26 protein-coding genes and 1 other RNA gene are annotated in these 25796 nt (G+C 33.3%); 14 read left to right on the top strand and 13 right to left on the bottom strand.

Annotated features, from left to right (window positions below; translation table 11 throughout):
* The 3 genes from ACYSNV_RS03560 to ACYSNV_RS03550 are packed head-to-tail and all read right to left on the bottom strand — an operon-like array spanning position 1 to position 1530.
* The gene (locus ACYSNV_RS03560) at positions 1-462 is read right to left on the bottom strand and encodes an urease accessory protein UreE (RefSeq protein WP_461761187.1); all 462 of its coding nucleotides are present in this window, start codon (positions 460-462) and stop codon (positions 1-3) included.
* Entirely contained in the window at positions 455-1171 is a 717-nt protein-coding gene (gene hypB, locus ACYSNV_RS03555; RefSeq protein ID WP_461761186.1) for a hydrogenase nickel incorporation protein HypB, read from the bottom strand. The genes ACYSNV_RS03560 and hypB overlap by 8 nt, the downstream gene beginning before the upstream one ends.
* An 11-nt stretch (positions 1172-1182) precedes the next feature.
* Positions 1183-1530: a hydrogenase maturation nickel metallochaperone HypA/HybF gene (locus tag ACYSNV_RS03550; RefSeq protein ID WP_461761185.1), complete on the bottom strand. Its 348-nt coding sequence runs from the start codon at positions 1528-1530 to the stop codon at positions 1183-1185.
* A gap of 632 nt (positions 1531-2162) precedes the next feature.
* On the opposite strand from ACYSNV_RS03550, the gene rplS reads away from it, so the two are divergent.
* Entirely contained in the window at positions 2163-2513 is a 351-nt protein-coding gene (rplS, locus tag ACYSNV_RS03545; RefSeq protein WP_461761184.1) for a 50S ribosomal protein L19, read from the top strand.
* 142 nt (positions 2514-2655) lie between these two features.
* On the opposite strand, the gene ACYSNV_RS03540 is transcribed toward rplS, so the two are convergent.
* From ACYSNV_RS03540 to ACYSNV_RS03530, 3 genes are all read right to left on the bottom strand, one after another.
* Positions 2656-3690 carry a PLP-dependent cysteine synthase family protein gene (locus ACYSNV_RS03540; protein WP_461761183.1) on the bottom strand — a complete coding sequence of 345 codons (1035 nt, stop codon included), beginning with the start codon at positions 3688-3690 and terminating at the stop codon, positions 2656-2658.
* A gap of 67 nt (positions 3691-3757) precedes the next feature.
* Entirely contained in the window at positions 3758-5818 is a 2061-nt protein-coding gene (locus ACYSNV_RS03535; RefSeq protein WP_461761182.1) for a S9 family peptidase, read from the bottom strand.
* 101 nt (positions 5819-5919) lie between these two features.
* Positions 5920-6462, bottom strand: a complete 543-nt coding sequence (locus ACYSNV_RS03530; protein WP_461761181.1) for an NADPH-dependent FMN reductase — start codon at positions 6460-6462, stop codon at positions 5920-5922.
* Between the two features lie 350 nt (positions 6463-6812).
* Here ACYSNV_RS03530 and ACYSNV_RS03525 point away from each other — a divergent pair, with 350 nt between their 5' ends.
* Both ACYSNV_RS03525 and ACYSNV_RS03520 read left to right on the top strand, forming a co-directional pair.
* Positions 6813-7139 carry a YbaB/EbfC family nucleoid-associated protein gene (locus tag ACYSNV_RS03525; protein WP_461761180.1) on the top strand — a complete coding sequence of 109 codons (327 nt, stop codon included), beginning with the start codon at positions 6813-6815 and terminating at the stop codon, positions 7137-7139.
* A gap of 708 nt (positions 7140-7847) precedes the next feature.
* Positions 7848-8588, top strand: coding sequence for a DUF4369 domain-containing protein (locus ACYSNV_RS03520; protein ID WP_461761179.1), 741 nt, complete (start codon positions 7848-7850; stop codon positions 8586-8588).
* Between the two features lie 91 nt (positions 8589-8679).
* Here ACYSNV_RS03520 and ACYSNV_RS03515 read toward each other — a convergent pair whose 3' ends face one another.
* Both ACYSNV_RS03515 and ACYSNV_RS03510 read right to left on the bottom strand, forming a co-directional pair.
* Positions 8680-9450, bottom strand: a complete 771-nt coding sequence (locus ACYSNV_RS03515; protein WP_461761178.1) for a hypothetical protein — start codon at positions 9448-9450, stop codon at positions 8680-8682.
* Between the two features lie 71 nt (positions 9451-9521).
* Positions 9522-11216, bottom strand: a complete 1695-nt coding sequence (locus tag ACYSNV_RS03510) for a M23 family metallopeptidase (RefSeq protein WP_461761177.1) — start codon at positions 11214-11216, stop codon at positions 9522-9524.
* A gap of 183 nt (positions 11217-11399) precedes the next feature.
* On the opposite strand from ACYSNV_RS03510, the gene ACYSNV_RS03505 reads away from it, so the two are divergent.
* The 4 genes from ACYSNV_RS03505 (at position 11400) to rny (ending at position 13773) form a co-directional block, all read left to right on the top strand.
* Entirely contained in the window at positions 11400-11690 is a 291-nt protein-coding gene (locus ACYSNV_RS03505) for a hypothetical protein (protein WP_461761176.1), read from the top strand.
* A gap of 7 nt (positions 11691-11697) precedes the next feature.
* Positions 11698-12000, top strand: a complete 303-nt coding sequence (locus ACYSNV_RS03500) for a cell division protein ZapA (RefSeq protein ID WP_461761175.1) — start codon at positions 11698-11700, stop codon at positions 11998-12000.
* 52 nt (positions 12001-12052) lie between these two features.
* Positions 12053-12160: non-coding RNA, 6S RNA (ssrS, locus tag ACYSNV_RS03495), on the top strand.
* A 50-nt stretch (positions 12161-12210) separates the two neighbouring features.
* Positions 12211-13773 (top strand): ribonuclease Y, encoded by a 1563-nt coding sequence (gene rny, locus ACYSNV_RS03490; protein ID WP_461761174.1) that lies wholly within the window; start codon positions 12211-12213, stop codon positions 13771-13773.
* 57 nt (positions 13774-13830) lie between these two features.
* Here rny and xerD read toward each other — a convergent pair whose 3' ends face one another.
* Positions 13831-14766 (bottom strand): site-specific tyrosine recombinase XerD, encoded by a 936-nt coding sequence (gene xerD / locus ACYSNV_RS03485; RefSeq protein WP_461761173.1) that lies wholly within the window; start codon positions 14764-14766, stop codon positions 13831-13833.
* A gap of 171 nt (positions 14767-14937) precedes the next feature.
* Between xerD and aroQ the strand changes: the two genes are divergently transcribed.
* Together aroQ and ACYSNV_RS03475 are read left to right on the top strand one after the other, a co-directional pair.
* On the top strand, positions 14938-15354 hold the full coding sequence (gene aroQ / locus ACYSNV_RS03480; protein ID WP_461761172.1) for a type II 3-dehydroquinate dehydratase: 417 nt from the start codon (positions 14938-14940) through the stop codon (positions 15352-15354).
* A gap of 6 nt (positions 15355-15360) precedes the next feature.
* Entirely contained in the window at positions 15361-17844 is a 2484-nt protein-coding gene (locus ACYSNV_RS03475; protein ID WP_461761171.1) for a DUF5686 family protein, read from the top strand.
* A gap of 52 nt (positions 17845-17896) precedes the next feature.
* On the opposite strand, the gene murA is transcribed toward ACYSNV_RS03475, so the two are convergent.
* From murA to ACYSNV_RS03460, 3 genes are all read right to left on the bottom strand, one after another.
* Positions 17897-19204, bottom strand: a complete 1308-nt coding sequence (murA, locus tag ACYSNV_RS03470; RefSeq protein WP_461761170.1) for a UDP-N-acetylglucosamine 1-carboxyvinyltransferase — start codon at positions 19202-19204, stop codon at positions 17897-17899.
* On the bottom strand, positions 19204-19920 hold the full coding sequence (locus tag ACYSNV_RS03465; protein WP_461761169.1) for a DUF4290 domain-containing protein: 717 nt from the start codon (positions 19918-19920) through the stop codon (positions 19204-19206). The genes murA and ACYSNV_RS03465 overlap by 1 nt, the downstream gene beginning before the upstream one ends.
* A gap of 90 nt (positions 19921-20010) precedes the next feature.
* On the bottom strand, positions 20011-20298 hold the full coding sequence (locus ACYSNV_RS03460) for a DUF493 family protein (protein WP_461761168.1): 288 nt from the start codon (positions 20296-20298) through the stop codon (positions 20011-20013).
* Positions 20299-20418: 120 nt separating this feature from the next.
* Here ACYSNV_RS03460 and ACYSNV_RS03455 point away from each other — a divergent pair, with 120 nt between their 5' ends.
* The 5 genes from ACYSNV_RS03455 to ACYSNV_RS03435 all read left to right on the top strand — a co-directional run bounded on the left by ACYSNV_RS03455 (position 20419) and on the right by ACYSNV_RS03435 (position 24928).
* The gene (locus ACYSNV_RS03455) at positions 20419-20952 is read left to right on the top strand and encodes an AAA family ATPase (protein WP_461761167.1); all 534 of its coding nucleotides are present in this window, start codon (positions 20419-20421) and stop codon (positions 20950-20952) included.
* A 118-nt stretch (positions 20953-21070) separates the two neighbouring features.
* The gene (locus tag ACYSNV_RS03450) at positions 21071-22795 is read left to right on the top strand and encodes a RecQ family ATP-dependent DNA helicase (protein ID WP_461761166.1); all 1725 of its coding nucleotides are present in this window, start codon (positions 21071-21073) and stop codon (positions 22793-22795) included.
* A gap of 53 nt (positions 22796-22848) precedes the next feature.
* The gene (fmt, locus tag ACYSNV_RS03445; protein WP_461761165.1) at positions 22849-23793 is read left to right on the top strand and encodes a methionyl-tRNA formyltransferase; all 945 of its coding nucleotides are present in this window, start codon (positions 22849-22851) and stop codon (positions 23791-23793) included.
* 169 nt (positions 23794-23962) lie between these two features.
* Entirely contained in the window at positions 23963-24238 is a 276-nt protein-coding gene (locus ACYSNV_RS03440; protein ID WP_461761164.1) for an HU family DNA-binding protein, read from the top strand.
* A gap of 123 nt (positions 24239-24361) precedes the next feature.
* Positions 24362-24928 (top strand): YqgE/AlgH family protein, encoded by a 567-nt coding sequence (locus ACYSNV_RS03435; RefSeq protein ID WP_461761163.1) that lies wholly within the window; start codon positions 24362-24364, stop codon positions 24926-24928.
* Here ACYSNV_RS03435 and ACYSNV_RS03430 read toward each other — a convergent pair.
* On the bottom strand, positions 24920-25762 hold the full coding sequence (locus ACYSNV_RS03430) for an aminotransferase class IV (RefSeq protein WP_461761162.1): 843 nt from the start codon (positions 25760-25762) through the stop codon (positions 24920-24922). The two genes, ACYSNV_RS03435 and ACYSNV_RS03430, sit on opposite strands and share 9 nt — an antisense overlap.
* Positions 25763-25796: the final 34 nt, after the last annotated feature.

Below are 25796 nucleotides of genomic sequence, written 5' to 3'. Positions count from 1 at the left end.
TTATAAGGTTTGCTCTTTTAATAACAAAGCTGGATGCAGTACTTGCTGGACAAGAGTAACTTTTTGCTCAAACTTATTTTTTAACTGCTCCAATAAATTACCATCATAAGCCACTAATAATCCTTTACCATTATTAGCTACATATAAAGGTAAATGTCTATTACCAATATAATAAGAAAAATCTACTAATTCATCGCAATTATAACCTTCAAACAAAATACACAAACAAGCCTTAATTTGTATTGTAGCTATTAAATGGCCATTGGCATATAATAAGTCCCCACTTTGCCAATGACCATTTTCAGATTTCTGTAATTGTATCTCTTTTCCTTGTAGGGTGTGTCTTTGAAAAAACACTTTCTCTGATTCAAACCATTCTATAAGAAAGATATCCCCAGCTATATTACTAGCAAGGGGATCCTTAGTTTTTTCAACCTGTTGAATTTCAATGATATTACTCATTTTCCAATTCTAAATTTTGCTGTTTTTTTAAAGCTACACGCTCTTTTAACCATTCACACCATTGATCCATTCCTGTACCTTTTAAAGTAGAAATTGTCAACACCTCTATATTTGGGTTAACCTCTCTGGCATCTTTTGTTACAGCCTCTACCGAGAATGGTACATAAGGCAGTAAATCAGCTTTAGAAACTAACATTAACTCACTTGTTAAAAACATACGTGGATATTTTTTAGGCTTATCATCCCCTTCTGTGGTTGCTAAAAGTGTCACGCGATAATCCTCACCTAAATCAAAGGCTGAAGGACATAATAAGTTTCCAACATTTTCGATAAATAATAAATCGGTACCTGTTAAATCAATATGATCTAATGCCTGTAGAATCATTTGGGCTTCAATGTGACACATTCCCCCTGTTACGATTTGCAAGGCATTTAACCCCACTTCTTTCATACGAATAGCGTCTCTATCGGTTTCTGGATCCCCTACTAAAACACTAATATTTAAATCCTTACCAAGAAGTTTTCCAGTTTCTTGCATTAGGGTAGTTTTTCCAGACCCTGGTGAAGAACATATATTAATTACACACACACCTTTTAATTTCTCACGAATTGCATTGGCTACAAAATCATTTGCTTTTAATAAGTGTAAAGTTGTATTATCAGATTGTAGTGAACCAACACGGTTACCAAGACTTTTAGGATTTGCCATCTTTTAAAAATTTAAGATTGTTTGAAAATTACTTTTGAAATATATAATTCGTCTCCTTGAACTATATTAGAACTAGGCGTGCCACAAGGACATACAAAGCGGTGAAATTCCACTTTGAAATCTTTGTCACAAACATCGCAGTGAGCCACAATATCGTTAACCACCACCTCTAGATCTATCTGCCTGTATTTCTGGCTGTTTTCTTGTAAAAAGGCATTAAATGCATTTTGAATCAAGATAGGTTGTACATTGGATAATAATCCTGCTGTGATTTCAATTTTTACAATTTCATCCACCTTATCTGGGTAATGCTCTTGTAAAGTATCAAAGATATCTTTGACTATACTTAACTCATGCATAACAAATTATATTTTTCTAAATTAAAACTATACTAAAATTCTATTGCTTTTTAGACAGTCCCTAAAAAAGTTCTTAGATTAATTTCTTTAAAAAGGACTCACTATTCTCAATTACTTTTCTATTAATTAGTAATGATACTTTTCCACACTAAAGTTCCTGATGAATTTTAGTTTATATTATTTTGTGCTTTTGAAGTTTGCACTAGCCTAATTACATAGTAACTATGTAATTAACACAGCACAAATGTACCGCGGAATCACAAAACAAAATAGTACTAATCTTGACTATGATACCATTAAATATGCTTTTTCTTGTACACTAATTTACGAAAAAAAAAAGTAATAAAAAAGGTAAATAAATCTGCTTTAAATTCAATTAAAATCAAACAAGAAACAACAAGGGATATAAAGACAAAGTTTTCCCCATTGAAAAACAACTAGTAAATTATCCAATAACAGTAGTTTGTATTAAGGGCCAACGATAAATTAAACACCTATATATCAAAGTATTAAATATCAAAAATAATAATTTAAAATTGTAATATTTTTTTTATATTTGCACTCGATTTAGGCCAACCTCTGGCGAGGTCCGTGTATGTTGCCCTAGACTAAAATATTTTATACATTACAAAATGGCAGATTTATTAAAATTCGTTCAAGACGAATTAGTAACAAAAAAAGACTTTCCTGAGTTTGGAGCTGGAGACACAATCACAGTTTACTACGAAATTAAAGAGGGTGAGAAAAAAAGAACACAGTTCTTCAAAGGAGTTGTAATCCAAAGAAGAGGTGCTGGAGCTACTGAAACTTTCACTATCCGTAAAATGTCAGGAAACGTTGGAGTTGAGCGTATCTTCCCAGTGAATATGCCAGCTTTAGAGAAAATTGAAGTTAATCAAAGAGGTAAAGTTCGTAGAGCTCGTATCTTCTACTTCAGAGAACTTACAGGTAAAAAAGCTAAAATCAAAGAAAGAAGAAGATAATCTACTTTCTGAGATAAATAAAAAAAGAGGTTATGTGAAAATTTCACATAATCTCTTTTTTTGTGACCAAAAAAAAAACCTCTTTGCTACTTTTTCAAGCAAAGAGGTTTTTTTAAATTCTTATAATCAATAGATTAATTAATTACTTTATGTAATTAATTGGATTACTTGGTGCGTCTTTATCTAAGAAACCTTGCTGGTCCATCCACTGATCACTATATATCTTACTCATATAACGAGAACCATGATCCGGGAATAGCATTACAACAACACTATTTTGATCAAACATTCCTTGTTCTGCATATTGCCTTGTTGCTTGAAGTACCGCTCCAGAGGTGTATCCTAAAAACAAACCTTCTTTAGCAGCTAATTCCCTGGCAGCTAAAGCTGCTTGTTTATCCGTTACTTTCTCAAATTTATCAATCACTGAGAAATCCGTAGCCGTTGGAATTAAGTTTTTTCCTAATCCCTCAATTTTATACGGATGTATTTCATTGGGATCTATCTCACCAGTTTCATGATATTTTTTCAAAATAGACCCATAGGCATCCACACCTAGGATTTGAATATTCGGATTCATTTGCTTTAAAAACCTACCTGTTCCTGAAATGGTCCCCCCTGTTCCTGAACAACAAACAAAATGTGTAATGGTTCCTGCGGTTTGCTCCCATATCTCTGGTCCTGTAGATAAGTAATGTGCCTGGGTGTTTAACTCATTAAAATATTGATTAATATAAATAGAACCAGGTAATTCCTTGTGAACACGTTTTGCCACCTCGTAATAAGAACGAGGGTCATCTGCCGCTACATTTGCCGGGCAAACATATACGGTGGCTCCCATGGCTCGTAACATATCTATTTTATCTGGTGATGATTTATCACTAACAGATAGGACACATTTGTAGCCCTTTATAGCGCTAACCATAGCAATACTAAAGCCAGTATTGCCAGAGGTTGTTTCCACAATAGTATCTCCAGGCTTTAAAATTCCCTTTTTCTCAGCGGTTTCAATAATATGTAAAGCAATTCTATCCTTGGCAGATTGTCCCGAATTAAAAGCCTCTACTTTTCCAAAGAAATTTCCCGGCAAATCCTTAGTTACTTTTTCTAAAGCAACCAATGGTGTATTTCCTACTAATGATAATACATTATCATAAGCTTGGATTTTCTGTTTCATAATTTTATTGTTATATAATAGAGTTCTTAAAACTCTGATTCTTTATTAGCAAATTTACAAAAAAAAATTATTTTGTAATTCCTTCTAAATCCAGCATAAAACTAAATTCCTTCGCAATTTCTCTAAGAGCTTCAAATCTCCCAGAGGCACCACCGTGACCAGCCTGCATATTGGTATCTAAAAACAATTGCTTGTCGTTTGTTTTAAGCTCCCTTAATTTAGCTACCCATTTAGCTGGCTCCCAGTATTGAACCTGGGAATCATGAAAACCAGTGGATATATACATATTGGGATAGTCTTGGGCTTTAACATTATCATAAGGAGAGTAAGAAAGCATATAATCATAATATTTTTTCTTTTCTGGGTTACCCCATTCATCATACTCTCCGGTGGTTAAAGGTATTGAACTATCCAACATGGTAGTTACTACATCCACAAAAGGAACTTGAGCCAAGATCCCATTATACAAATCACCAGCTTGATTGGCAATTACCCCCATTAGCATTCCCCCTGCAGAGCCTCCTTGAGCATATAATTTATCTTTATTGGTAAATCCTTGCTGGATTAAATACTCAGAACAGGCTATAAAATCATTGAAAGTATTCTTTTTATGTAATAACTTACCATCCTCATACCACCAACGTCCCATTTCTTCACCACCTCTAACATGGGCTATAGCGTAGATAAAACCTCTGTCCAATAAGCTCAATCGTGTGGAAGAAAAATAAGGCTCCATAGACATTCCATAAGAACCATAAGCATACAGCAAGCAAGCATTGTTAGAGTTTTGTTGCAATCCCTTTCTATAAACAATAGAAATAGGAACCTTTACCCCATCTTTAGCAGTAGCCCATAACCTTTGCTCGGTATAATTATCTGTGTTGAAATCCCCTAAAACCTCCTGTTGTTTTTTTATTTGTTTTTCATGGGTCTGCATATTAAAGTCAATTACCGAGGCCGGTGTTGCTAAAGACTGATAACAATAACGTAGAATTGGGGTATCAAAGTCAATATTCATTCCCGTGTAAGCATCGTAGGTTTGACTCTCAAATGGTAAGTAATAACTTGCTTTTGCATTATCCCAAGGCTGTATTTTTATATGAGGTAAGCCATCGAATCGCTCTGATATAACCAAATAATCTTTAAATATATCGATGGATTCTAACAAAACATCTTTACGATGCCCAATAACAGTTGTCCAATTATCTAAACTTGTAGCCTGGACAGGGGTTCGCATTAATTGGAAATTATCAGCTTTGTTATAATTTGTCAATATATAAAAGTGTTCTGCGTAATGAGAAATACTGTATTCTAAACCGCGCTTACGCTTTTGAAAAATTCTAAATTCACCATCTGGATTATCGGCCTCTAGAATTTGGTATTCACTAGTTAAGGTACTTTGACTCCCAATAACCAAATAGCAATGTGATTTTTCTTTGCCTATAAAGGTGTCGAATGTCTGATCTTTTTCAAAATACACTAGTTCATCTTGGGTGGTTTCCCAGCCAATTTTATGCTTAAAAATACGATCTACTCTTAGGGTATCTGGGTCTTTTCTTGAATAAAATAAAGTTTTATTATCTCCAGCCCAAGTTGAACTTCCATCGGTGTTAGCTATCCCATAATCCAAAACCTGATTGGTTACTAAGTTTTTTATATACAAGGTATACTCGCGACGAGAAACCGTATCAATTCCATAGGCTACCCACTGATTGTCTTGCGAGACATTAATACCTCTTAAATGGAAATAACTATGCCCTTTAGCTAGCTGGTTACAATCAAAAAGAATTTCTTCGTCCTGATCTAAGCTTCCTTTTTTACGGGTATAAATTGGGTAATCCTTTCCCGTTTCAAAACGCGTGATATAATAATATCCATTATAAAAATAAGGTACCGAACTATCCTTTTGATTAATTCGAGATTTCATTTCTTCAAATAAACTATCTTGAAGACCTTTTGTATGTGCAGTTTTACTTGTGTAGTATTGATTTTCTTGCTCTAAATATTGGATTACTTGTGGATCTTGCCTTTGATTTAGCCAAAAATAGTTATCAATTCGAATATCCCCGTGAGCCTTTAATTCCACCGGTAGCTTCTTTGCCACTGGTGCCACTATATCTTTATTCATTTTTGTAAATTAAAATACAAAAGTAAGCTTTTTGTTTAGCCCTAGCTATTTTTAAAGCAGTAGCTTAACAATATAGTAGTACATAATAAAAGCAGTATTACCTACTTTTGTGAATCAATATCTTTTTCAAAAGCCTTTACAACGGACATAAAATCTTTGTGAATAACCGGATTTATAATCCCTTTTTCTAGATCAAAATTTTGATAAAACTCCGCTAAACTATATCCTTGTTTTATATGCCCCCCAAACTCGGGAAATACCTGCATGGCTATATCAAAAGAACGGCCACCCCCACGTTTTCCCCCAGAGGTACTTAAAAGCAAAATATCCTTATCCTGTAAAAGCCTTAACTCTTTACGAGAACACCAGTCAAATAAGTTTTTAAATGCGGCAGTCCAATTCCTATTATGCTCGGCCATGGATATCACCATAGCATCACAATCTTTAATTTCCTGCAAAAAAGCAAGAGCTTGTTGGGGATAAGCAATCTTTTCTTGATCCTCGGAAAATAAAGGAACGGGAAAATCATTTAAATCAATTAATTTTATCTGGCAATTCTCCAATAAACTTAAGGTATAGGCCACCAAAGCCTTATTGATGCTTTTACTGGAAGTACTTGCAGCAAATCCTAACACTTTTTTCATAGTAATTATCTTTTAAAGGTTAATCTTACCTAAAATCCATAAATCAGCCAATACCCGTTTTAATACAAATCAAAAGCACTTACAAACTAGGAATAAGCATACTAGATAAAATTACAAAAAAAACATTAAATAAAATTATCTATTTCCGCAATACATACCAGAAGTGCTCAATAAACAACCTTATTTTTCTAAAAACCTAAAAAACACTCCACCCATTTTACTGGTTTCCTTAAAATAAAACACCTCCAATAAACCAAGAAAGATAATTTTTCAAGGTATTGTCGTGGTTTGTATTGAACTTAAAAAGATTTTGATATTTTTGCTGTTATAATCAATAAAACCTTTTTAATATGTTTGGAGATTTAATGGGCATGATGGGTAAATTACAAGAGACCCAAGCGAAAATAGAACAAACAAAGAAACGATTAGACACCGTGTTGGTTGATCAACAAAGCTCCGATGGTTTATTAAAAGTTACTATGACAGCTAATCGCACAATACGAAACCTTGATATTGATGATCAGTTAATGCAAGACAAAGAGCAATTAGAGGATTACTTGGTTCTTGTTTTAAACAAAGCAATACAAAAGGCAACAAGCATCCATGAAGCAGAATTAGCTGCTGCGGCTAAAGATGGTATGCCTAATATTCCTGGAATGGATTTATTTTCAAAATAACTTTATTTAGTTATCCCACAGGGTGTGTTTATACAACACGATTCTCCCAAGCATATAAAACATTATGTATTACCAGCACTACAATTAGATCTTTACTATAAGGTGGTATTGCTAGCCAATTATAATGTTTTATATGTTTAAAAATCTAGATAACTATAGGGGAAATAGAATCTGTATTTTAAAATTTATAAAATTTACTGACACTTATAAAAAATGCCTTAACGCCTTGTATCTGAATTTTAATTAACTACTTGAAATTTTCAGTTGAATTATCCCAAAACACAGCCGTTTGTCTTTTTCTTTTTACAATACCTCTTTTACACACAGTACTGCTTTATTAGTACCTAGGAATGTTTTTTAGGATTATAAAAACAGGAGCTAAGAAAAACAATGCAAAGTTGTATTATTTATTATCCACAAAAAAAACATTGCTAATCTAGTAGAACACCGCCTGTTTTGTAAAATACAAATGCTTGCTCTTGAAGTTACAAGTGCTTTTTAAATACTTTAAATAACCAATTCCATTATTGTAAAAATTAGCTTAGATAAATTAATATTGATTATATATATTTGCAATCCATTAATAGGAATTTTAATAAGGCTTATAACATAGAATTAATGCCAATTAAAAATCTAATAATGTAATAACCAAACAAATAAAATACATAAACCCAATCATCCCTTGAACAGGCTTATTTAAATAACATTATGAGAAAGATTTTCTATACTCTTTTACTTACCACTGGTATTTTTTTTACTTCTTGTGATAAAAAAGACACTAACGCAAATGTTACCCTTAAGGGAACTATAAAAGGTTTTAAACAAGGAAAACTTTACCTGGTACAGGTTAAAGATACAACCCTTGTGGCTGTAGACTCATTAATTGTTGATGGAAATTCCGATTTTTTATTCCGTACCAATTTAGATTCACCAGAGGTTTTCTACCTTGCTCTTGATCGCGGTCATACTAATTCTCCAGATAATCAAATACCTATTTTCTTAGAACCTGGTGAAATTCAATTAAATACGACTTTAAAAAAGTTCTTTGCTGATGCCAAAATTTCCGGTTCAAATACCCAAGAAGTTTATGAGAACTACTTAAAAACTCGTACAGCTATCAATGAGCGCCAAAATGATTTAATAGTAGATATCTTCGAGGCTGAAAAATCCAATAACATCTCCAAAAGAGATAGTCTTGTACGTGTATCGGAAAGACTAATTGTTCGAAAATATTTAAATGCAGTAAACTTTGCTTTAAATCATAAAAACTCAGAAGTAGCCCCTTATATTGCTCTTAGTGACCTATACGATGCTAACACCAAGTTTTTAGATACTATTTACAATGCACTAGATCAAAAAGTTGCTAAGTCAAAGTACGGTATCCAATTAGCAGAATTTATTCAAGAAAGAAAGCAATTAGACAAGCAAATAACAAGCTCTGATAATTAATAAATTACAACTTATAATAAAAATCTAGATAAAAAAACGGGCTGATTCATCTTACGTGAATCAGCCCATTTTTTTTGCCATATGATGCATTTTAATTATCTAAATCATCACTTTCTATAACAGGTTGTGCTACCATAAGTGGATCATAAGATACCACTTGAAAATCTTTGTGCAATAAATCTAAATAATAGTAGTGAATAATATCATCTTTATCAAAAGCACCATTTTTATTTACATCCTCAATACAGCGAAAATATAATCGTGCGTTTTGAGCAACCAAAGACCAATCTAAAACCTCTTGATAATCGGGATTCAATTTTAAAAACTCCAATCCTGAGTCCTTACTCAAATAAATACTCTTTACATCCGAGGCATCTAATTTTCCGTCTAAATTGGTGTCTTGATCAAATAAGGTGTATACGATATAATTTTTATTATAAAGATCCGCAAACTCTTTTAAATAAGTCACCGACTGAATATTTATTTTTTGATCGGTTAATGGTCGAATCTGTAAAGAATCTATGTGTTGAAACATAAGATTATTTAAATTCCCTCTAAGCTCAAAAGGCACATAACTGGAAACAGTAAACGACAAGTAATTTGCTTTCTTACTTGATTTTGTCTCGTTATATCCTCTTACCTGGCCTACAGGGTGTACCAAGTATTTACTCTTACCAAAAACCAAAGGTAAGTCAGCAATTTGAAAATCCTCTGATTGTTCTTGATTTGACAAACCAGTTGATTGCTCTTTGGCATTAGTATCAACTTCTTGATTGTAAATAACCTTTGGTTTTTCTTGTTCATTACAACTTGTAAAAACACCCAAACTAACCAAAGACAAAATTAAAAATATACTCCTCATAGCTTATTTTTGATCAAAGATAATAGTTTTATCTAAACTTCACACTAGGTTTGATTACTAATATTACAATACTATTTCCTGAAAAAATGAGTAATAAACTCCTGAGTATTACCCATTTGATCCTCCACTGTGACAACTATTTCATTTTTCCCAGAAACGGTTTTTTGATCACTAAAATGATGTACAATTTTTTGGGTTTTATAATCGTAATCCATCAAAATCCAATTTCCATTTAAAGTAGCTTTAATACTCTGAATTCCAGACAAATCATCTTTTACCTTAAAGGAAATCTGGGTAGCATTACTCAACCAATCTCCTGGTTTAAAACTTGCGGCCCATATAGTTGGTTTTGTTGTATCCCACATAATTTTATAGTCACCTAAATTCTTGGTGTTAATTTGCCATGTCTGACCTTTTTTGCTAGTCTTGTAAAAACTGCGGTTCCCTTTTTTATCAACTCTTCCTATAAAAGCCTTACTAGGGTTTTGAATATCCAAATCCGAGATATCAAAACTCACTATTATATTTTTCCTAGCATAAACATCAGGATTATGTAAGCTAAACACACCATCTTTGGTTTTTAAATCTAAATAGAAATCCTCATAGAAAGTTTCTGAAGGTATCTGAATCTTCACAAAGTCCTTTTGATAATTATACGCCTTATTTGTTACAATTGGATAAGGACTTTGCAAAACCTCCTTGTTGGTTATCTGCAAATTTTCATTGTAAACAACTGGAATACAAACCTTTTGTACATTACCATGGTAATCAATTAACTCAATAATATACTCAAAATTATCCCCTGGTTTAACATCCACCACACCTTTTGAATTATCAGTTGTTATAACAGATAAATTATAAGGTTTGCCATAAAAAAGCTTCTGTACCTTTTTAGAAGTATTCACATATAATGGATAATCCAACAATCCCGACACTAAATTACTTTGAGAAAAAGAGAAGCGATCAAACTTATAAGAAAACACCAATTTACCATCATTAAAAGCCTTTAAGTGATATACCCCGTTTTTATTAGTATTAAAATTCGCCGTGTCATGGGCATCAATACCAAAGGCAATCTTCCCTTTGGCCCTTACCGTATCGCTAATAATATATCCTTGGTCGGATTTTCTATAGACTAAATCTTGTGCTAAATCACCGGATTCTAGAGCGCCTTGGGTATTAAAAGTATAAACTCGCAGACTATTAACCGTAGGAGCTTGGGTGTCTGTTAAATGGGCGTCTAATCCCATGGAAAAAGGATTTAAAACCTCTTGGGTATTGGAATCTCGTAGTTCATAATGCAAGTGTGGTCCTCCTGACCCGCCTGTATTACCGCTTAGAGCAATAACCTGCCCTTTTTTTACCACTAATTCTCCTTTACCAGGAAACATCTCTATTTCGAATGCTTTTTTACTATAATGATTCTTTAATACATATTGGGCTATATCGCCTTGAAAACGATCTAAGTGGGCATAAACCGAAGTGGTTCCGTCTGTATGTGCAATGTAAATTACTTTGCCATAACCCCAGGTGGAAACCTTTATTCTAGATACATATCCATCTTGGGTGGCTTTCACTGGTATACCAGTACGCTGCTGGGTTTTTAAATCCAATCCAGCGTGGAAATGAGTCCCCCTTAATTCACCAAAATTTCCCGAAGCATGCAAATCTATATCCATAGGTTTGACAAGTTTATCTTGACCATAAACAAAAAATCCAGATAAAACCCCTAGAGCAACTAAACTCCAATTCTTTTTTCTTCTCATCTACATATAGTTTTGGGCTAAAATACACAATACATGCCAAATTTTTTAATCTTACGCTAAAAATGAACCACATAGCCAACAAGTAGAATACTTTTTTTAGAAAAAGACTTTTTTTTATGCTAAAACTTTTTTAAATTTAAATAGTAATTGTAACTTTGTAGTATAGGATAAACAAAAAGTATAATGAGTGAGCTAACGGATATTATAAGTTCTTTAGAAGTTAAGTTTGCGAAACTTGTACAACGATTAAACGTTCTTGAGTCTGAAAACAGACAATTAAAACAAACGCTTGATCTTGCTAATTCACAGATTCATCGCAATGAGCAGAAGTTAGATGAAATGTACCAAAGATATGAATCTCTACAATTAGCTAATTCCTTATTGGGCAGTGAAGAAACAAAAAGAGATACGAAACTCAAAATAAATTCATTAATAAAAGAGATTGATCATTGTATCGCTCAGCTCACAAAATAATTAGTTTATGCATAAAGATGAACAATTAAAAATCAAAATATCAATCGCTGATAGAGTCTACCCTCTAACTGTAAGCTACTCGCAAGAGGAAGCTCTTAGAACTGCCTCTAAAAAGATTGAAATGATGATTCATCAATTTGAACAAAATTACGCTGTGAGAGATAAACAAGATGTTTTGGCTATGTGCGCCTTGCAACTTGCCTCGCAAACAGAGCAAAAAACAATTGATACCACCGAATCGTATAATAAATCGGTAGATCGGTTAATTAAATTAGATGAAGTATTGGATCGTATTTTGACCAAAAAATAAACAAAAACGTTCTTAACACAAGATACTGCTCACATTAGAAATCGTTTGATAAACTCAACACTAACAAATTAAAATGAGTGAATCTTTGCTACTAAAGCATGCTGCCTTTGGCAGATCCTTGAACAGCAAGTTAGCTCAAAACTTGTCTATTTAAGAGTTTATACAACTCATCTAATGTGGGCTTTTTTTATATATAATTTTGAAACATTTATGGAAATATTATTTATCGTCGGAGGAGTTGTACTAGGTGCTGGTATTGGTTTTGCCATCGCAAAGTACTTAGAAAAAAATCACGCTTCTTCTATACTACAAAGAACTCAAGGTGAGGCTAAGACGATATTGCGAGAAGCAAAAACGGAAGGAGAAGCCATTAAAAAGGAAAAAATATTACAAGCTAAAGAAAAATTTATAGAATTAAAATCTGAACATGAGCAAGTAATATTATCCCGAGATAAAAAAATAGCTGAAGCTGAAAAAAGAACAAGAGATAAAGAATCACAAATCTCAAGTGAATTAGCTAAAGCAAAAAAAGCAACCGAGGAAGGTGAAAAGGTTGTAAAAGAATACAACAATAAGCTTCAAGCAATAAATAAAAAACAAGAAGAAATTGACAAATTACATCGCAGTTCAGTAGAACAGTTAGAGGTAATTTCTGGTTTAACTGCAGAAGAGGCAAAAAGTCAAATCATCGAGAGTTTAAAAACAGAGGCCAAAGCAGATGCCATGGCTTATATTCAAGACTCCATTGAAGAGGCTAAATTAACTGCTCAACAAGAGGCAAAGAAAATAATTATCCAAACTATTCAAAGAGTAGGAACAGAAGAAGCTGTGGAGAACTGCGTATCTGTTTTTAACATTGAATCGGATGATGTAAAAGGTAGAATTATTGGTCGTGAGGGACGTAATATTAGAGCCATTGAAGCGGCTACCGGAGTAGAGATTATTGTTGATGACACCCCAGAGGCTATCATTCTTTCTTGTTTTGATCCAGTTAGAAGAGAAATCGCAAGACTTTCTTTACACCGATTAGTTACCGATGGACGTATTCACCCAGCTCGTATTGAAGAAGTAGTTGCTAAAACTACCAAGCAAATTGAAGAGGAAATCATCGAAATTGGTAAACGTACAGTTATTGATTTAGGTATTCACGGTCTACACCCGGAATTAATCAAAGTAATAGGAAGAATGAAATACCGCTCTTCTTATGGTCAGAACCTACTTCAACACTCCAGAGAGGTTGCTAAACTTTGTGGTTTAATGGCAGCAGAACTAGGACTGAATGTAAAACTTGCCAAACGCGCAGGTCTATTACACGATATTGGTAAGGTTCCAGAGACAGAAAGTGAACTTCCACACGCTATACTAGGTATGCAGTGGGCAGAGAAATACGGAGAAAAACCGGAGGTTTGTAATGCCATTGGAGCTCACCATGATGAGATAGAGATGACTTCTTTAATCTCTCCAATTGTTCAAGTTTGTGATGCTATATCAGGAGCAAGACCAGGAGCAAGAAGACAAGTTTTAGATTCTTACATTCAAAGATTAAAAGATCTAGAGGGCATAGCCAACGAGTTCAATGGTGTTAAAAATGCCTACGCAATTCAAGCCGGACGCGAACTACGTGTTATTGTAGAGAGTGAGAAGGTAAGCGATGAGATGGCAGGTACACTTTCATTTGATATTTCACAAAAAATTCAAACAGAAATGACCTACCCTGGACAAGTTAAAATCACCGTTATACGTGAAACAAGAGCAATTAATATTGCTAAATAATACTGTTTATTTTTATAAACAAAAAACGCTTAAGAGATATTCTTAAGCGTTTTTTTATTAAGCCTGGTTTACATTATTCTTGTTTTTTGCACTTCTGGGATGAAACTCTGTTAAAACTTGTTGCAAACGCTCACTTGAAATGTGCGTATAGATTTGAGTAGTGGTTATACTCTCATGCCCCAACAAAAGCTGAATGATACGAATATCGGCTCCATTATCAAGTAAATGTGTAGCAAAAGAATGTCTGAAGGTATGGGGAGAAATCACCTTATTTAACCCAATGTTATTTGCCAGGTCCTTTACAATGGTAAAAATCATAGCCCGGGTTAATTGAGCTCCTCTTCGGTTTAGAAAAACAATATCTCCGCTACCTTTTTGAACATTTAACTGACTCCTTATCTGAGTAATATAAGTTTGGATGTATCCTTGTGTATCCTTGTCTATTGGCACAAATCTGTGCTTATCCCCTTTACCAATTACCCGTATAAAACCTTCTTGAAAAAACAAATCGGAAATACGAAGATTAGTCAACTCACTCACACGTAGTCCACAACTATAAAGAGTCTCGAGAATAACGCGGTTTCGGTACCCAATATCACTACTTTGATCTATAGCCAAAATCAAAGAATCTATCTGTTGCATGGAAAGTACCTCGGGTAACTTTCTTGTTTGTTTAGGACTTGTAATATGCTCAACTGGTGAACGTTGTATATAGCCCTCTAATACAAAGAAATTAAAAAAGTTTTTCAAGCCCGAAATAATACGACTTTGTGTGGGACCCGAAACATAATTACTTATTTGATAAATAAATTCCTGCACCATTTGATCATTAATCTGTTCGATGCCATAGCTTTGTTGGTACCCTTTTAAATAGGTAATAAACTTTTGAACATCTAACAAATAACTCTGGATTGAATTATTTGACAATCCTCTTTCTAATTTCAAATAAGTTGCAAAACTACTAAGATGTGTTTTCCAATAACCACTAGACATGTTTTTTTCTCAAAGATACGAAAACTACGATGTTGTGAAAAATACAATAACAAGGCCCAGATGATTGACAAGACAAATAAAACACAGCTTTTTAGCAACAATTAAAATATATTTAACCTGTGATTGTACTTATAATATTTATATTTGCTTTATAGAACTACCTATTTTATTATGAAAATTATCATTATCAACGGTCCTAATTTAAATTTATTGGGTAAAAGAGAACCAGAAATTTATGGCTCCCTTAATTTTGAAACCTATTTCGAACAATTACAAGCCAATTATCCAGAAATAGAACTGGAATATTACCAAAGTAATATTGAAGGAGAGATGATTGATAAAATTCATCAGGTAGGATTTAGTTACGATGCTATAGTTTTAAATGCCGGGGCATACACCCACACATCAATAGCATTGGCAGATGCAATTAGTGCAATTACCACTCCGGTGATTGAGGTTCATATTTCCAATACCTTTGCAAGAGAGTCCTTTCGACATCATTCTTATTTGTCGTCAGTTTGTACTGGGGTTATAGTAGGATTTGGGTTTAAAAGCTATGATTTGGCTATTTCCTCCTTTTTGCCATAATTAATCGTGGGTAAATATTTTAATTATTTTCTTTGTCTTTTAGCTGTATTGTTACTCCAAAGTAATGGTTTTGCACAACAAGTTAAAGTCTCTGGTTATATTTCTAACCAGGATAATTTACCTGTGGTAAAAGCCAGAGTTTTTATTAAAAATACAAACCTACAAACCCAAACGGATTCCTTAGGTTATTATTTCTTTAATCAAGCTCCTTTAAAGGGAACCATTACCGTTCAAAGCCCTGATTATTTAACCAAAAGAAGTGAGTATAATGCCAAAGAACAAATACAAATTGATTTATCATTTGTCATATCTCCTTACAAAAAAGGTCTTTTTAGTTTTAAAAACCCACAAGATGATTACGCCTTATTTATATTAGATTTGGTACGTAAAAATGGTTATGCAAAAAGATACACGCTAGATTATTATTCCAAAGGAAATATTCAACTCGCCTCGCAAAGAAAAACCTTCCTTGGACAGGCTCGTAAAGATTTAGACTCTAGTTTAGATTTAGCCTTAAACAGCCCTTATGTCTACTTGGGAGAATTATCTTCAAAAATAACGGTTTTAAATAGTAACTATGTAAAAGAACAAGTTGAAGCTCAACGTGAATTTGGCCAAAATAAAGACTTATTTTTTCAAACTGGTATTGACTCTCATTTAGATTTTTATCAAAAAAGGGTATCCAATCAACTTAAAATTATTTCCCCCCTGGCCAATTATGCCCAGAACTATTATAATTTTAAAATTACCGCCATACAAAAAGATACTCTAGGACATGATATATACCATATAAGCTTTTTTCCAAAAAGAGAAAGAGAACCTGTTTTAACCGGTGAAATGACCATTAGTAGCGACCTATGGCAACTTAACTATCTCTATGCTTCTATGAAAGGCAACAATGTGGGTTTACCAGCAGTGAATCAACTTGTAGTGGTACAGAACTTTGCCTACAGTCCCACTTTAGATCGCTATATTAAAAAGCAACAAAACCTATATATCAAGGGAAAATTTATTGTTTTTGATTTCACGGGTCAATACAACTCATTTTACAGTGAACATCAAAGAGATAAAACTCTAAATAAGAGTGATTTTTCCAATGAATTAATTAGCTACAAGCCTAATTTTAATAATTACAATCCAAGTTATTGGGATAGTATAAGACCAGTGACATTAAGAGATAACGAAAGCATTAAATTAAATGATATTCTTTCTGTGGATAATGCCAAAACTGTAAAAGTTTTAGATTCCATAGATAAAAGAGTTAACAATGTTACTTTGTTTAAATTCATAAAAGGCTACAAATACATTAACTCTAGCAAGCAAACCAGCTATACCTATCGCGGTTTACTCTCTACCTTTGCCTTTAATGCCGTACAAGGATTTAATGTAACCACTGGATTGGATTTCAGCAAAGTTTACCAAGACCAACGACAAACAGACCTTGGTGCAATCTTAAACTTTGGAGTATCAGAGAATAAAACCAGGTTTTCAGGTTATGCATCGCATTTATTTAATCGTATCAATTACAATAAAATAACCCTCTCGGGAGGAGCTGCCATTTTACAATTCAATCAAGATGCACCTATTAAAACACCTATTAACTCGTTTGCCAGCGCCTGGTTTGGAAAAAACTACGCCAAGTTTTATCAAAATGATTTTATACGTTTAGAATACCAACAATATGTTTTTACTAGATTCAAATTTCAAGGTTTTTTGGAATATGCCAGTAGAAGAAATTTAAAAAATCATATTGAGACTCCACCATTTGCACCAAATTTGCGTTTCTCATCCAATAATCCATTAGATCCGAAAGACTACCAAAACGATGCTTTTATAAACAACAAGTCGTTTAAATTAAACATGAAACTCGATTTAGTTTTTGATCAAAAGATTATTAGTTATCCTCAGCAAAAACAATATTTACCGGTTTCACGTTATCCCGTTGTTTCCCTATTGTTGGAAAAAGCCTTGAACTCAACAACCTCAAATTACAATTACACTTTTGTAAGTTTAAGCACAACCTTTAATAACAATATTGGCATATATGGTGATCTATTTGTAGGTCTGAGCGCAGGTTGGTTTTTAGAAAAAAATCCAATCGCCTTTACCGACTACAAGCACTTTAATGGAAACCAAACCTTTGTGGGAAGTACCCCAGTTTACAACAAACAATTCAACTTGTTACCGTATTATAGTTATAGCACCAATAGAGATTTTATAGAACTTCATATAGAACATGACTTTAGGGGGTATTTAATTAATAAAATACCTTTATTAAACAAAACAGGATATTCCTTTGTGGTGGGCTTCCATATGCTTGAGGTTCCCGAAAAAGATGTTTATCAAGAGTTCTCAGTTGGTTTAAACAATATTGGTTTTAAAAAATTTCGTCCTTTTCGATTAGATTATTTCACCTCTATATCACCTGATTCTCCAAAAAAATGGGGAATTATACTTGGAATTAAAGTATTAGATATGATTCAAAAATAAAAAAACAGACCACTTTGGATCTGTTTTTTATATGTTTTATATTAAAAGTAGATTAAATTCTTTGAATTTTAGCTCCTATAGCTCGAAGGCGCTGATCTATGTTTTCATAACCTCGATCAATTTGATCAATGTTTTGAATAATACTTGTCCCTTTTGCTGACAAGGCTGCAATTAATAAAGATACCCCTGCTCTTATATCAGGTGAGCTCATATTGGTGGCTTTTAATTGACTCTTAAAATCATGACCAATTACAACGGCTCTGTGAGGGTCACATAAAATAATCTTAGCCCCCATATCAATAAGCTTATCTACAAAAAATAGTCTACTCTCAAACATTTTTTGATGGATTAAAACCTCTCCGCGAGCCTGGGTAGCTACCACTAAAATAACACTCAATAAATCAGGTGTTAACCCTGGCCAAGGTGCATCGGAAATTGTTAATATAGAACCATCTATAAAACTTTGAATTTCATAGCCGTTTTCATGGGCTGGTATAAAGATATCATCTCCTTGTCTTTGTAATGTAATACCTAAACGTGCAAACACACTTGGTATAACACCTAGGTGTTCCCAGCCTACATTTTTTATAGTTATCTGGCTCTTTGTCATAGCCGCCAAGCCAATCCATGAACCAATCTCAATCATATCAGGTAACATCTTGTGCTCACAACCTTTTAAACTATCCACGCCTTGTACGCGCAATAGGTTTGATCCTACACCTTGGATGTTAGCTCCCATACTAATTAACATGCGACAAAGCTGTTGAATGTAAGGTTCACATGCTGCATTGTATATGGTAGTGGTTCCTTTGGCAAGCACACTGGCCATTAAAATATTGGCCGTACCAGTTACAGAGGCCTCGTCCAATAACATGTCACAACCAACTAATTGATCTGCCTCTACCCCATAGAAATACTCTTCTTTATTGTAAACAAAGGTTGCCCCAAGTTTAATAAAACCTTCAAAATGAGTATCTAGTCGTCTTCTACCAATTTTATCTCCTCCAGGTTTTGGTATATAACCTTTACCAAATCGAGCCAAAAGTGGTCCCACCATCATTATAGATCCGCGAATACTTCGTCCAGCTTCCTTAAACTCTTGAGATGTTAGAAAATCTAAATCTAATTTATCTGCCTGAAAAGACATTTTATTTGGAGCTAACTTTTGAATTTTAACCCCTAATTTTTCTAAAATACCAATTAATTTATTTACATCAATAATATCTGGAATATTAGAAACAACAACTTTCTCTGGTGTTAATAAAACGGCGCATAGTATTTGAAGCGCTTCATTTTTAGCCCCTTGAGCATGAATTTCACCCTTTAATTGGAATCCTCCCTCAATCTTAAATGTACTCATTACTTCTTTCCTTTAAACGAATGATTATTGCTTTTATAATTCTTTTTGTTACTATTATTGTTATTATTGCTATTATTTCTTTGGTTATTTGAATTAAAGCTAGTCTTGTTGGACTGCTTTTTATTCACCTGCATTAAGTTATTAGTACTTGAGAGCTCCTCCTCTTTCTTGGAAAGGTTGATTTTTCCTTTTGAAAGTTCAAATAAATGCTCAAAAATAACCTCATCGGTTACCGTATCTTTATTCCAGCTAAGAAAACTCTTTTTCATATGATTGGCAATAACCATAATCAAAGCATCCTTCATCTCCCCTTCCTCAAACTTTAAAGCCTCTTTTATCATATAGGTAATATTATTACCATAAAAACGATATTTAGGGTGATTTTGTGGATATGGCAAAGGCTCTGGCTTATTTGTAGTGGTTTCTTTAGTAGCAATTGGAAACGGACTATCTACATCTAATTTAAACTTTGAAATTATAAACAATTGATCCCATAACTTATGTTGAAAGTCAGGTACATCACGTAAATGCGGATTCATACTCCCCATTACATCAATAGCATATTGGGCTGCTTTATTTCTTTGTTGGCGATCTGGAATTTCACAAATTTGATTAATCAAACTTTGAATATGTCTACCATACTCTGGTATGACAAGTTGCTCGCGTAATGTATTGTATTGTAATTGCTCAATAGCCTGTGTTGACTTTAATTTCATGGATAGTGGAGTTTCGAATGTACGATAATTAACCAAGGTAAAATAAAACACTTACCTATACTTAAACACTAAATATAGGTAAGTCTTTTACTATAAAGAAATAATACCCTCTATGGTAGATACAGCAACATATTTATCAATAATTTGTTGCGCGTTATCCATTGTTACACGAATGGATACACTTATAAATTTCCCATTGCTTGAATTACGTGTTTGTATCTCAGCATTGGTCCCAGCAAAAACCTTTCGGATGTGTTCTAAGTTTTCTGGATTATCACCAGGAACGATGAATTTAAATAAATAAGGTCCTGGCCAAGTCATTTCTTTCTCAAGCTGTTCTTTTAAACGCTTATAGAACTCTTTTGTTTTTTCGTCCATATTGTATTTATTACGCAAATATAATCAATTTTAATATTAGTATTTTCAAAAGATGTCGTTAAAACTCTTTTCTAAGTAAGTATATTTTGTACTTTTGCACCTTTGATATTTACAGCAAAAATGAATAAAAAAATCATCTTAATAATAGGAGGTCCAGGTTCGGGGAAAACTACGTTAATCGACGAGCTTACCCAACATGGCTATATTTGCTTTCCAGAAATATCTCGGGCAGTTACCAAACAAGCACAAGAGCAAGGTATTGATAACTTATTTCTAACCGAGCCTTTGCTATTTAGCAGATTACTACTAGAGGGAAGAATTAAACAACATCAAGATGCTACAGAACAACAGGCCGAAGTAGTATTTATTGATCGTGGAATTCCGGATGTTTTAGCCTACATGCACTACAAAGGTGATTCCTACCCTGATAGTTTCGATATAGCTTGTAAAAAACATACCTATCACCAAATCTTTTTACTTCCACCATGGGAGGGTATTTACCAGAGCGATGAACAAAGATATGAAAACTTTGAACAAGCAAAAGAAATACACCAACATTTAGTTTCAACCTATAAGCAGTATGGCTACGACTTAATTGAAGTCCCTAGAGATACAGTACAAAATAGAATGAAGTTTATACTAGACCGAATATAATAAAAAAATACCTAAGTTTTACAAAAAGGCTTGTAGTAATATACTGCAAGCCTTTTTAAGCTTGTAAAATTTCACTAATTTAGCTAGTGGAATATTTAAAATAGACCATTAGCACTCTATGATCACTACTCCTTTACAAGTACTTCAAAAATATTGGAAACACCAAAGCTTTAGAGAACCTCAAGCCCAGATTATAGATTCGGTGTTACAAGGTAAGGACACCTTTGCTTTATTACCAACTGGTGCAGGTAAAAGTATTTGTTTTCAAGTACCAACTTTGGTGAAAAAAGGAATCACATTGGTGGTTAGCCCTTTAATTGCCCTGATTCAAGATCAGGTATTGAATCTTACCAAAAAAGGAATTAAAGCAACTGCTATTGTGGGAGCAATGCCAATTCATGAGATTGATGCCGTATTTGATAACTGTCATTTTGGTCAATATAAATTCATCTACATATCTCCCGAGAAACTACAACAAGATTGGATTTTAGAACGATTACAAAAGTTAGATATTCAATTAATAGCCATTGATGAGGCACATTGTATTTCGCAATGGGGGCACGATTTCCGTCCCGCGTATTTAGAATTAGGTAAGCTACGAGATCTTTTTGATAAAGTGCCCATTATCGCCCTAACGGCCTCAGCTAACCAAAGAGTTATTGATGATATTTGTACTATTTTAAAATTAGATCAACCCAATATATTTAGAAAAAGCTTCTTACGCGAAAATTTATTTTACGGCGTGTATCAAGTCAATGATAAAATTGAAATACTAACAAAGATTTTAAACAAAAATCTTGCCCCTACTATTGTTTATGCTAAAACAAGAAAACAAACTCAAATTTACGCACAAGCCCTTGAGAACCTAGGATTTACCGCTAGCTTTTTTCACGGAGGATTATCCAGTGGGGTTAAAAAGAAAAGACTAAACAACTGGCTGGAACAAAAAACCTTGATTATGGTTGCAACCAATGCCTTTGGAATGGGAATTGACAAAGAGAATGTTAAGAATGTTGTACACTTACAACTCCCAGATAATCTCGAGAATTATTATCAAGAAGCAGGTAGAGCAGGTAGAAATAATCAAAAGGCATTTGCAAGTATTTTACTTAATCCCCAAGAAATACAAAACACCATACGAGGTTTTGAAGATACTTTATTTGACAAAGAGTTTTTAAAATTAATATATCGCAAGTTAAACAACCATTTGAATATTGCATACGGTGAGGGTTTTAATGTAAATTACAGCTTTAACTTTAATGTGTTTTGTAAAAAAAATAATTTTCCATTAACCAAAGCTTACAATGCACTTCAATTTTTAGACAGACAAGGAATTTTAAAATTTGTTCAAGATCTTGCTCAAAATCCAAAGCTTCAACTAACCAGTAGCAGCTCAGCTTTACTAGATCACCTAGAAAACGATCCTTTACAAGAACAAGTTCTTTTACATATTATAAGAAACTACATAGCTGTTTTTGAACAACCCACCGAGATTGATCTTTTACAAATCTGTAATGAATTTGAATTAACTGTTGATACTATTATGGAATTTTTACAAACATGGCACAATTTAGAGCTTTGTACTTTTATTCCTAAAAATAATGATATCTCTGTGATCTTCAATGAGCCTTATGAACAGGAACGTACCCTTTATCGCACTTTTAGTTTTTTAACCCTTTACAACCAATTGAAGGTAAATCAATTCAAAGCAGTGGTGAAATACGTAGAAAATCAAGATATTTGTAAAAACAAAATACTTTTAGAATACTTCGACCAACAAATTCTAGCGGATTGTCAAAACTGCAGTAGTTGTATAAATAAAAACAATAATAATAACCAGTAACAAGCCTCCCTTAAACCATGGAGTCTTAATTACTTTAAATAAGTATATTTTTTATGAGAGATTTACGTATCATTTTTATGGGAACACCTGAATTTGCGGTTGGTATCCTAGATGCGATGTATCAAAACAAATATAATATTGTAGCTGTAATCACCGCAGCTGATAAACCAGCTGGAAGAGGACAAAAAATAAAGTATTCCGCTGTAAAACAGTATGCTTTAGATAAAAACCTACCACTTTTACAGCCCGTTAATTTAAAAGATCCAGCTTTTTTAGAACAATTAGATACCTATGATGCTAATCTACAAGTTGTGGTAGCCTTTAGAATGTTACCCCAGGTGGTATGGGACAGACCAAAGTATGGCACCTTTAATCTACACGCTTCCCTATTGCCAGATTATCGTGGAGCTGCGCCAATTAACTGGGCTATTATAAACGGGGAAACCCAAAGCGGGGTGACCACTTTTTTTATTGATCAAAAAATCGATACAGGAGCAATTATCTTAAAAAACACAACGGATATCCTACCAAATGAATCTGCTGGTGAGTTACATGATAGATTAATGGACTTAGGAGCAAAAAGTGTCTTACAAACCCTTGAATTAATAAAACAAGATAAAGTAGAGTTAACTCTACAACCAGCCAAGGATACAAAAACAGCTTATAAACTAAATAAAGACAACTGTAAAATTGACTTTTCTTTAAGTGGCATGCAAATCTATAATCACATAAGAGGCCTTAGCCCATACCCTGCTGCATGGTGTGAATTTAAAGATCAAGATCAAAGTTGGAATGTTAAGATTTATCAATCTATTTTTCACCCGGAAACTCACAACCAAGACATTGGAAGTATCATCGCTAGCAAAAAAGAACTAAAAATAGCTGTGCGTGATGGTTTTATTGAAGTCTTACGTTTACAATTTCCAGGCAAAAAACCAATGATTACCAAGGAGTTACTAAATGGCATGTCTTTTAGCTCACAAGCAAAAGCTATGTAATTTACTGATTTACAGTAGTTTGTAAATATTTTGGTTTTATATAAAATTTTACAACATTAATACAAAATTAACTTTAACGTTTTTTTTTAATCAAAAGCTTGCTTTATTGAAGAATTACCCTAAATTTGTAATAAGGACCTTTAAAAATCAACCTTTTAAAAAAATTATTATGAACAAAACAGAATTAATTGATGCAATCGCTAAGGATGCAGAAATAAGCAAAGTAGCAGCAAAAAAAGCTTTAGAATCTTTTTTAAAAAACGTAGAAACTACATTAGCTAAAGGAGACAAAATTTCACTAGTTGGATTTGGATCTTGGGCTATTTCAGAAAGAGCAGAAAGAGAAGGTAGAAATCCTCAAACAGGAAAAACTATCAAAATCGCTGCTAAAAAAGTTGTGAAATTCAAAGCAGGATCAGAATTAGAAACTGCAGTTAATAAATAATATTATTACAAGAGTGAATATGCTAGTATAGCAGTCAACTAAAATATTAAAAGCCTCATTATTTTTTTAATGAGGCTTTTTTGTTATATTTAATATACTTGTAAAATTAATTGATTGTATTATATGTCGGAATCCCTATCCTTAAACAAAGGAGATATTATTTTATCTCTACCTTCATCTAATCCCTTAGACGCTCCTTTTTCAAGGACAGCTATTCTAATTGCGGATCAAAATGCGGAAGGTTCCATTGGTTTTATTTTAAATAAACCCATGGATATTACCTTGAATCAATTAATTCCTACCACCTCGGTAAACTTCACCATTTATCAAGGCGGCCCGGTGGAACAGGACAAAATATTCTGTGTTCACAATAAACCAGATTTGATTTTTCATAGTCAACGAATCTCCAATGAATTATACTGGGGTGGAGATTACGATCAAATCTTCTCGTTACTTGATCAAGGTCTTTTAACCAAACAAGATATTCGTTTTTTCTTAGGTTATACAGGATGGGATTGTGAGCAACTTAAAAATGAATTAGAAGACAATTACTGGGTTAAATCCCAATACCCTAGACTTTCTCAAATATTTATTGATTCGAGTAAGGATTTTTGGAAATTAGGCTTACAAAGCCTAGGCCCATCCTTTAAAATATGGCTTAATGCACCAGAGAACCCTAACTTAAATTAAACGTATTTTTGCGTTTAATCGATTTAATAAATCCTTAGATAATTCATTGGTGTACTGCTTTTTACGATATTTTGTAATTGGCTGGATACCTACAATAGCATTGGTCAAAAATAACTCATCGGCTTTTTGTAACTCAAAGGCAGAGACAGACTCTTGAACAATAGTATAATCAGGATGCTTTTCTAAAAGCTCAATGATTTGTTTGCGCATAACTCCTTTAATACAACCGTCTTGAAGTAAAGGGGTCTTAACTACTTTATCTTTGACAACAAACAAATTAGCATTTAAAGCCTCCACTACATTCTTCTGATTATTTAAAAGTAAGCAGTTTTGATAATCATTCTCACTTGCAAAAATACTACCAGTCACATTTATTAAGCGATTAGTGGTCTTTAAAGTAGAAAGCAAACTTGCATTGACATAAAAGTCTTTATAAAGTTCGACCTCATAAGGTTCCTGATTCAACACATAAAGTGCCTCTTGTAAAGGCTTTGCTGTTATTATAAAATCAATATTCCTTGTTGTAGGTAGATAGGTCCCACCACTTTGACGATACACTGTAAAACGCACTCTAAACCCCTTAGCTTGTGAATCTAATTCTTTGGTTAATTTCACAATTTGCTCTTGAAAATACTCCATGGTAAAATCCATTGGTATTTGCATACGCAAAATACGCATAGAAGACATCAATCGGAAGTAGTGGTCTTCTAAAAAAAGAACTTTATTGTCTAATACTCGAAGGGTTTCAAATACAGCATCACCATATAAAAAACCTCTGTTTTGTTCTAATGCAAGATCTGTTGTAGAAACAACATTGCCGTTAACATTAATCATATTATTTTTCTCTGATTACTATTAACGGCAAATA

This window comes from Myroides sp. LJL119, assembly GCF_054871605.1.
Note: the sequence above shows the minus strand (reverse complement) of the source record. Positions and strands in the feature narration are given on the sequence as shown.

Excerpts from the sequence above, each read along its gene's own strand:
- ACYSNV_RS03535 (WP_461761182.1), bottom strand. The coding sequence starts at position 5,818 with ATGAATAAAGATATAGTGGCACCAGTGGCAAAGAAGCTACCGGTGGAA.
- ACYSNV_RS03540 (WP_461761183.1), bottom strand. The coding sequence starts at position 3,690 with ATGAAACAGAAAATCCAAGCTTATGATAATGTATTATCATTAGTAGGA.
- ACYSNV_RS03520 (WP_461761179.1), top strand. The coding sequence starts at position 7,848 with ATGAGAAAGATTTTCTATACTCTTTTACTTACCACTGGTATTTTTTTT.
- aroQ (WP_461761172.1), top strand. The coding sequence starts at position 14,938 with ATGAAAATTATCATTATCAACGGTCCTAATTTAAATTTATTGGGTAAA.
- rplS (WP_461761184.1), top strand. The coding sequence starts at position 2,163 with ATGGCAGATTTATTAAAATTCGTTCAAGACGAATTAGTAACAAAAAAA.
- ACYSNV_RS03435 (WP_461761163.1), top strand. The coding sequence starts at position 24,362 with ATGTCGGAATCCCTATCCTTAAACAAAGGAGATATTATTTTATCTCTA.
- ACYSNV_RS03460 (WP_461761168.1), bottom strand. The coding sequence starts at position 20,298 with ATGGACGAAAAAACAAAAGAGTTCTATAAGCGTTTAAAAGAACAGCTT.
- ACYSNV_RS03500 (WP_461761175.1), top strand. The coding sequence starts at position 11,698 with ATGCATAAAGATGAACAATTAAAAATCAAAATATCAATCGCTGATAGA.
- fmt (WP_461761165.1), top strand. The coding sequence starts at position 22,849 with ATGAGAGATTTACGTATCATTTTTATGGGAACACCTGAATTTGCGGTT.
- ACYSNV_RS03450 (WP_461761166.1), top strand. The coding sequence starts at position 21,071 with ATGATCACTACTCCTTTACAAGTACTTCAAAAATATTGGAAACACCAA.
- hypB (WP_461761186.1), bottom strand. The coding sequence starts at position 1,171 with ATGGCAAATCCTAAAAGTCTTGGTAACCGTGTTGGTTCACTACAATCT.
- xerD (WP_461761173.1), bottom strand. The coding sequence starts at position 14,766 with ATGTCTAGTGGTTATTGGAAAACACATCTTAGTAGTTTTGCAACTTAT.
- ACYSNV_RS03550 (WP_461761185.1), bottom strand. The coding sequence starts at position 1,530 with ATGCATGAGTTAAGTATAGTCAAAGATATCTTTGATACTTTACAAGAG.
- ACYSNV_RS03430 (WP_461761162.1), bottom strand. The coding sequence starts at position 25,762 with ATGATTAATGTTAACGGCAATGTTGTTTCTACAACAGATCTTGCATTA.
- ACYSNV_RS03560 (WP_461761187.1), bottom strand. The coding sequence starts at position 462 with ATGAGTAATATCATTGAAATTCAACAGGTTGAAAAAACTAAGGATCCC.
- ACYSNV_RS03455 (WP_461761167.1), top strand. The coding sequence starts at position 20,419 with ATGAATAAAAAAATCATCTTAATAATAGGAGGTCCAGGTTCGGGGAAA.
- murA (WP_461761170.1), bottom strand. The coding sequence starts at position 19,204 with ATGAGTACATTTAAGATTGAGGGAGGATTCCAATTAAAGGGTGAAATT.
- ACYSNV_RS03525 (WP_461761180.1), top strand. The coding sequence starts at position 6,813 with ATGTTTGGAGATTTAATGGGCATGATGGGTAAATTACAAGAGACCCAA.
- ACYSNV_RS03440 (WP_461761164.1), top strand. The coding sequence starts at position 23,963 with ATGAACAAAACAGAATTAATTGATGCAATCGCTAAGGATGCAGAAATA.
- rny (WP_461761174.1), top strand. The coding sequence starts at position 12,211 with ATGGAAATATTATTTATCGTCGGAGGAGTTGTACTAGGTGCTGGTATT.
- ACYSNV_RS03465 (WP_461761169.1), bottom strand. The coding sequence starts at position 19,920 with ATGAAATTAAAGTCAACACAGGCTATTGAGCAATTACAATACAATACA.
- ACYSNV_RS03510 (WP_461761177.1), bottom strand. The coding sequence starts at position 11,216 with ATGAGAAGAAAAAAGAATTGGAGTTTAGTTGCTCTAGGGGTTTTATCT.
- ACYSNV_RS03515 (WP_461761178.1), bottom strand. The coding sequence starts at position 9,450 with ATGAGGAGTATATTTTTAATTTTGTCTTTGGTTAGTTTGGGTGTTTTT.
- ACYSNV_RS03530 (WP_461761181.1), bottom strand. The coding sequence starts at position 6,462 with ATGAAAAAAGTGTTAGGATTTGCTGCAAGTACTTCCAGTAAAAGCATC.
- ACYSNV_RS03505 (WP_461761176.1), top strand. The coding sequence starts at position 11,400 with ATGAGTGAGCTAACGGATATTATAAGTTCTTTAGAAGTTAAGTTTGCG.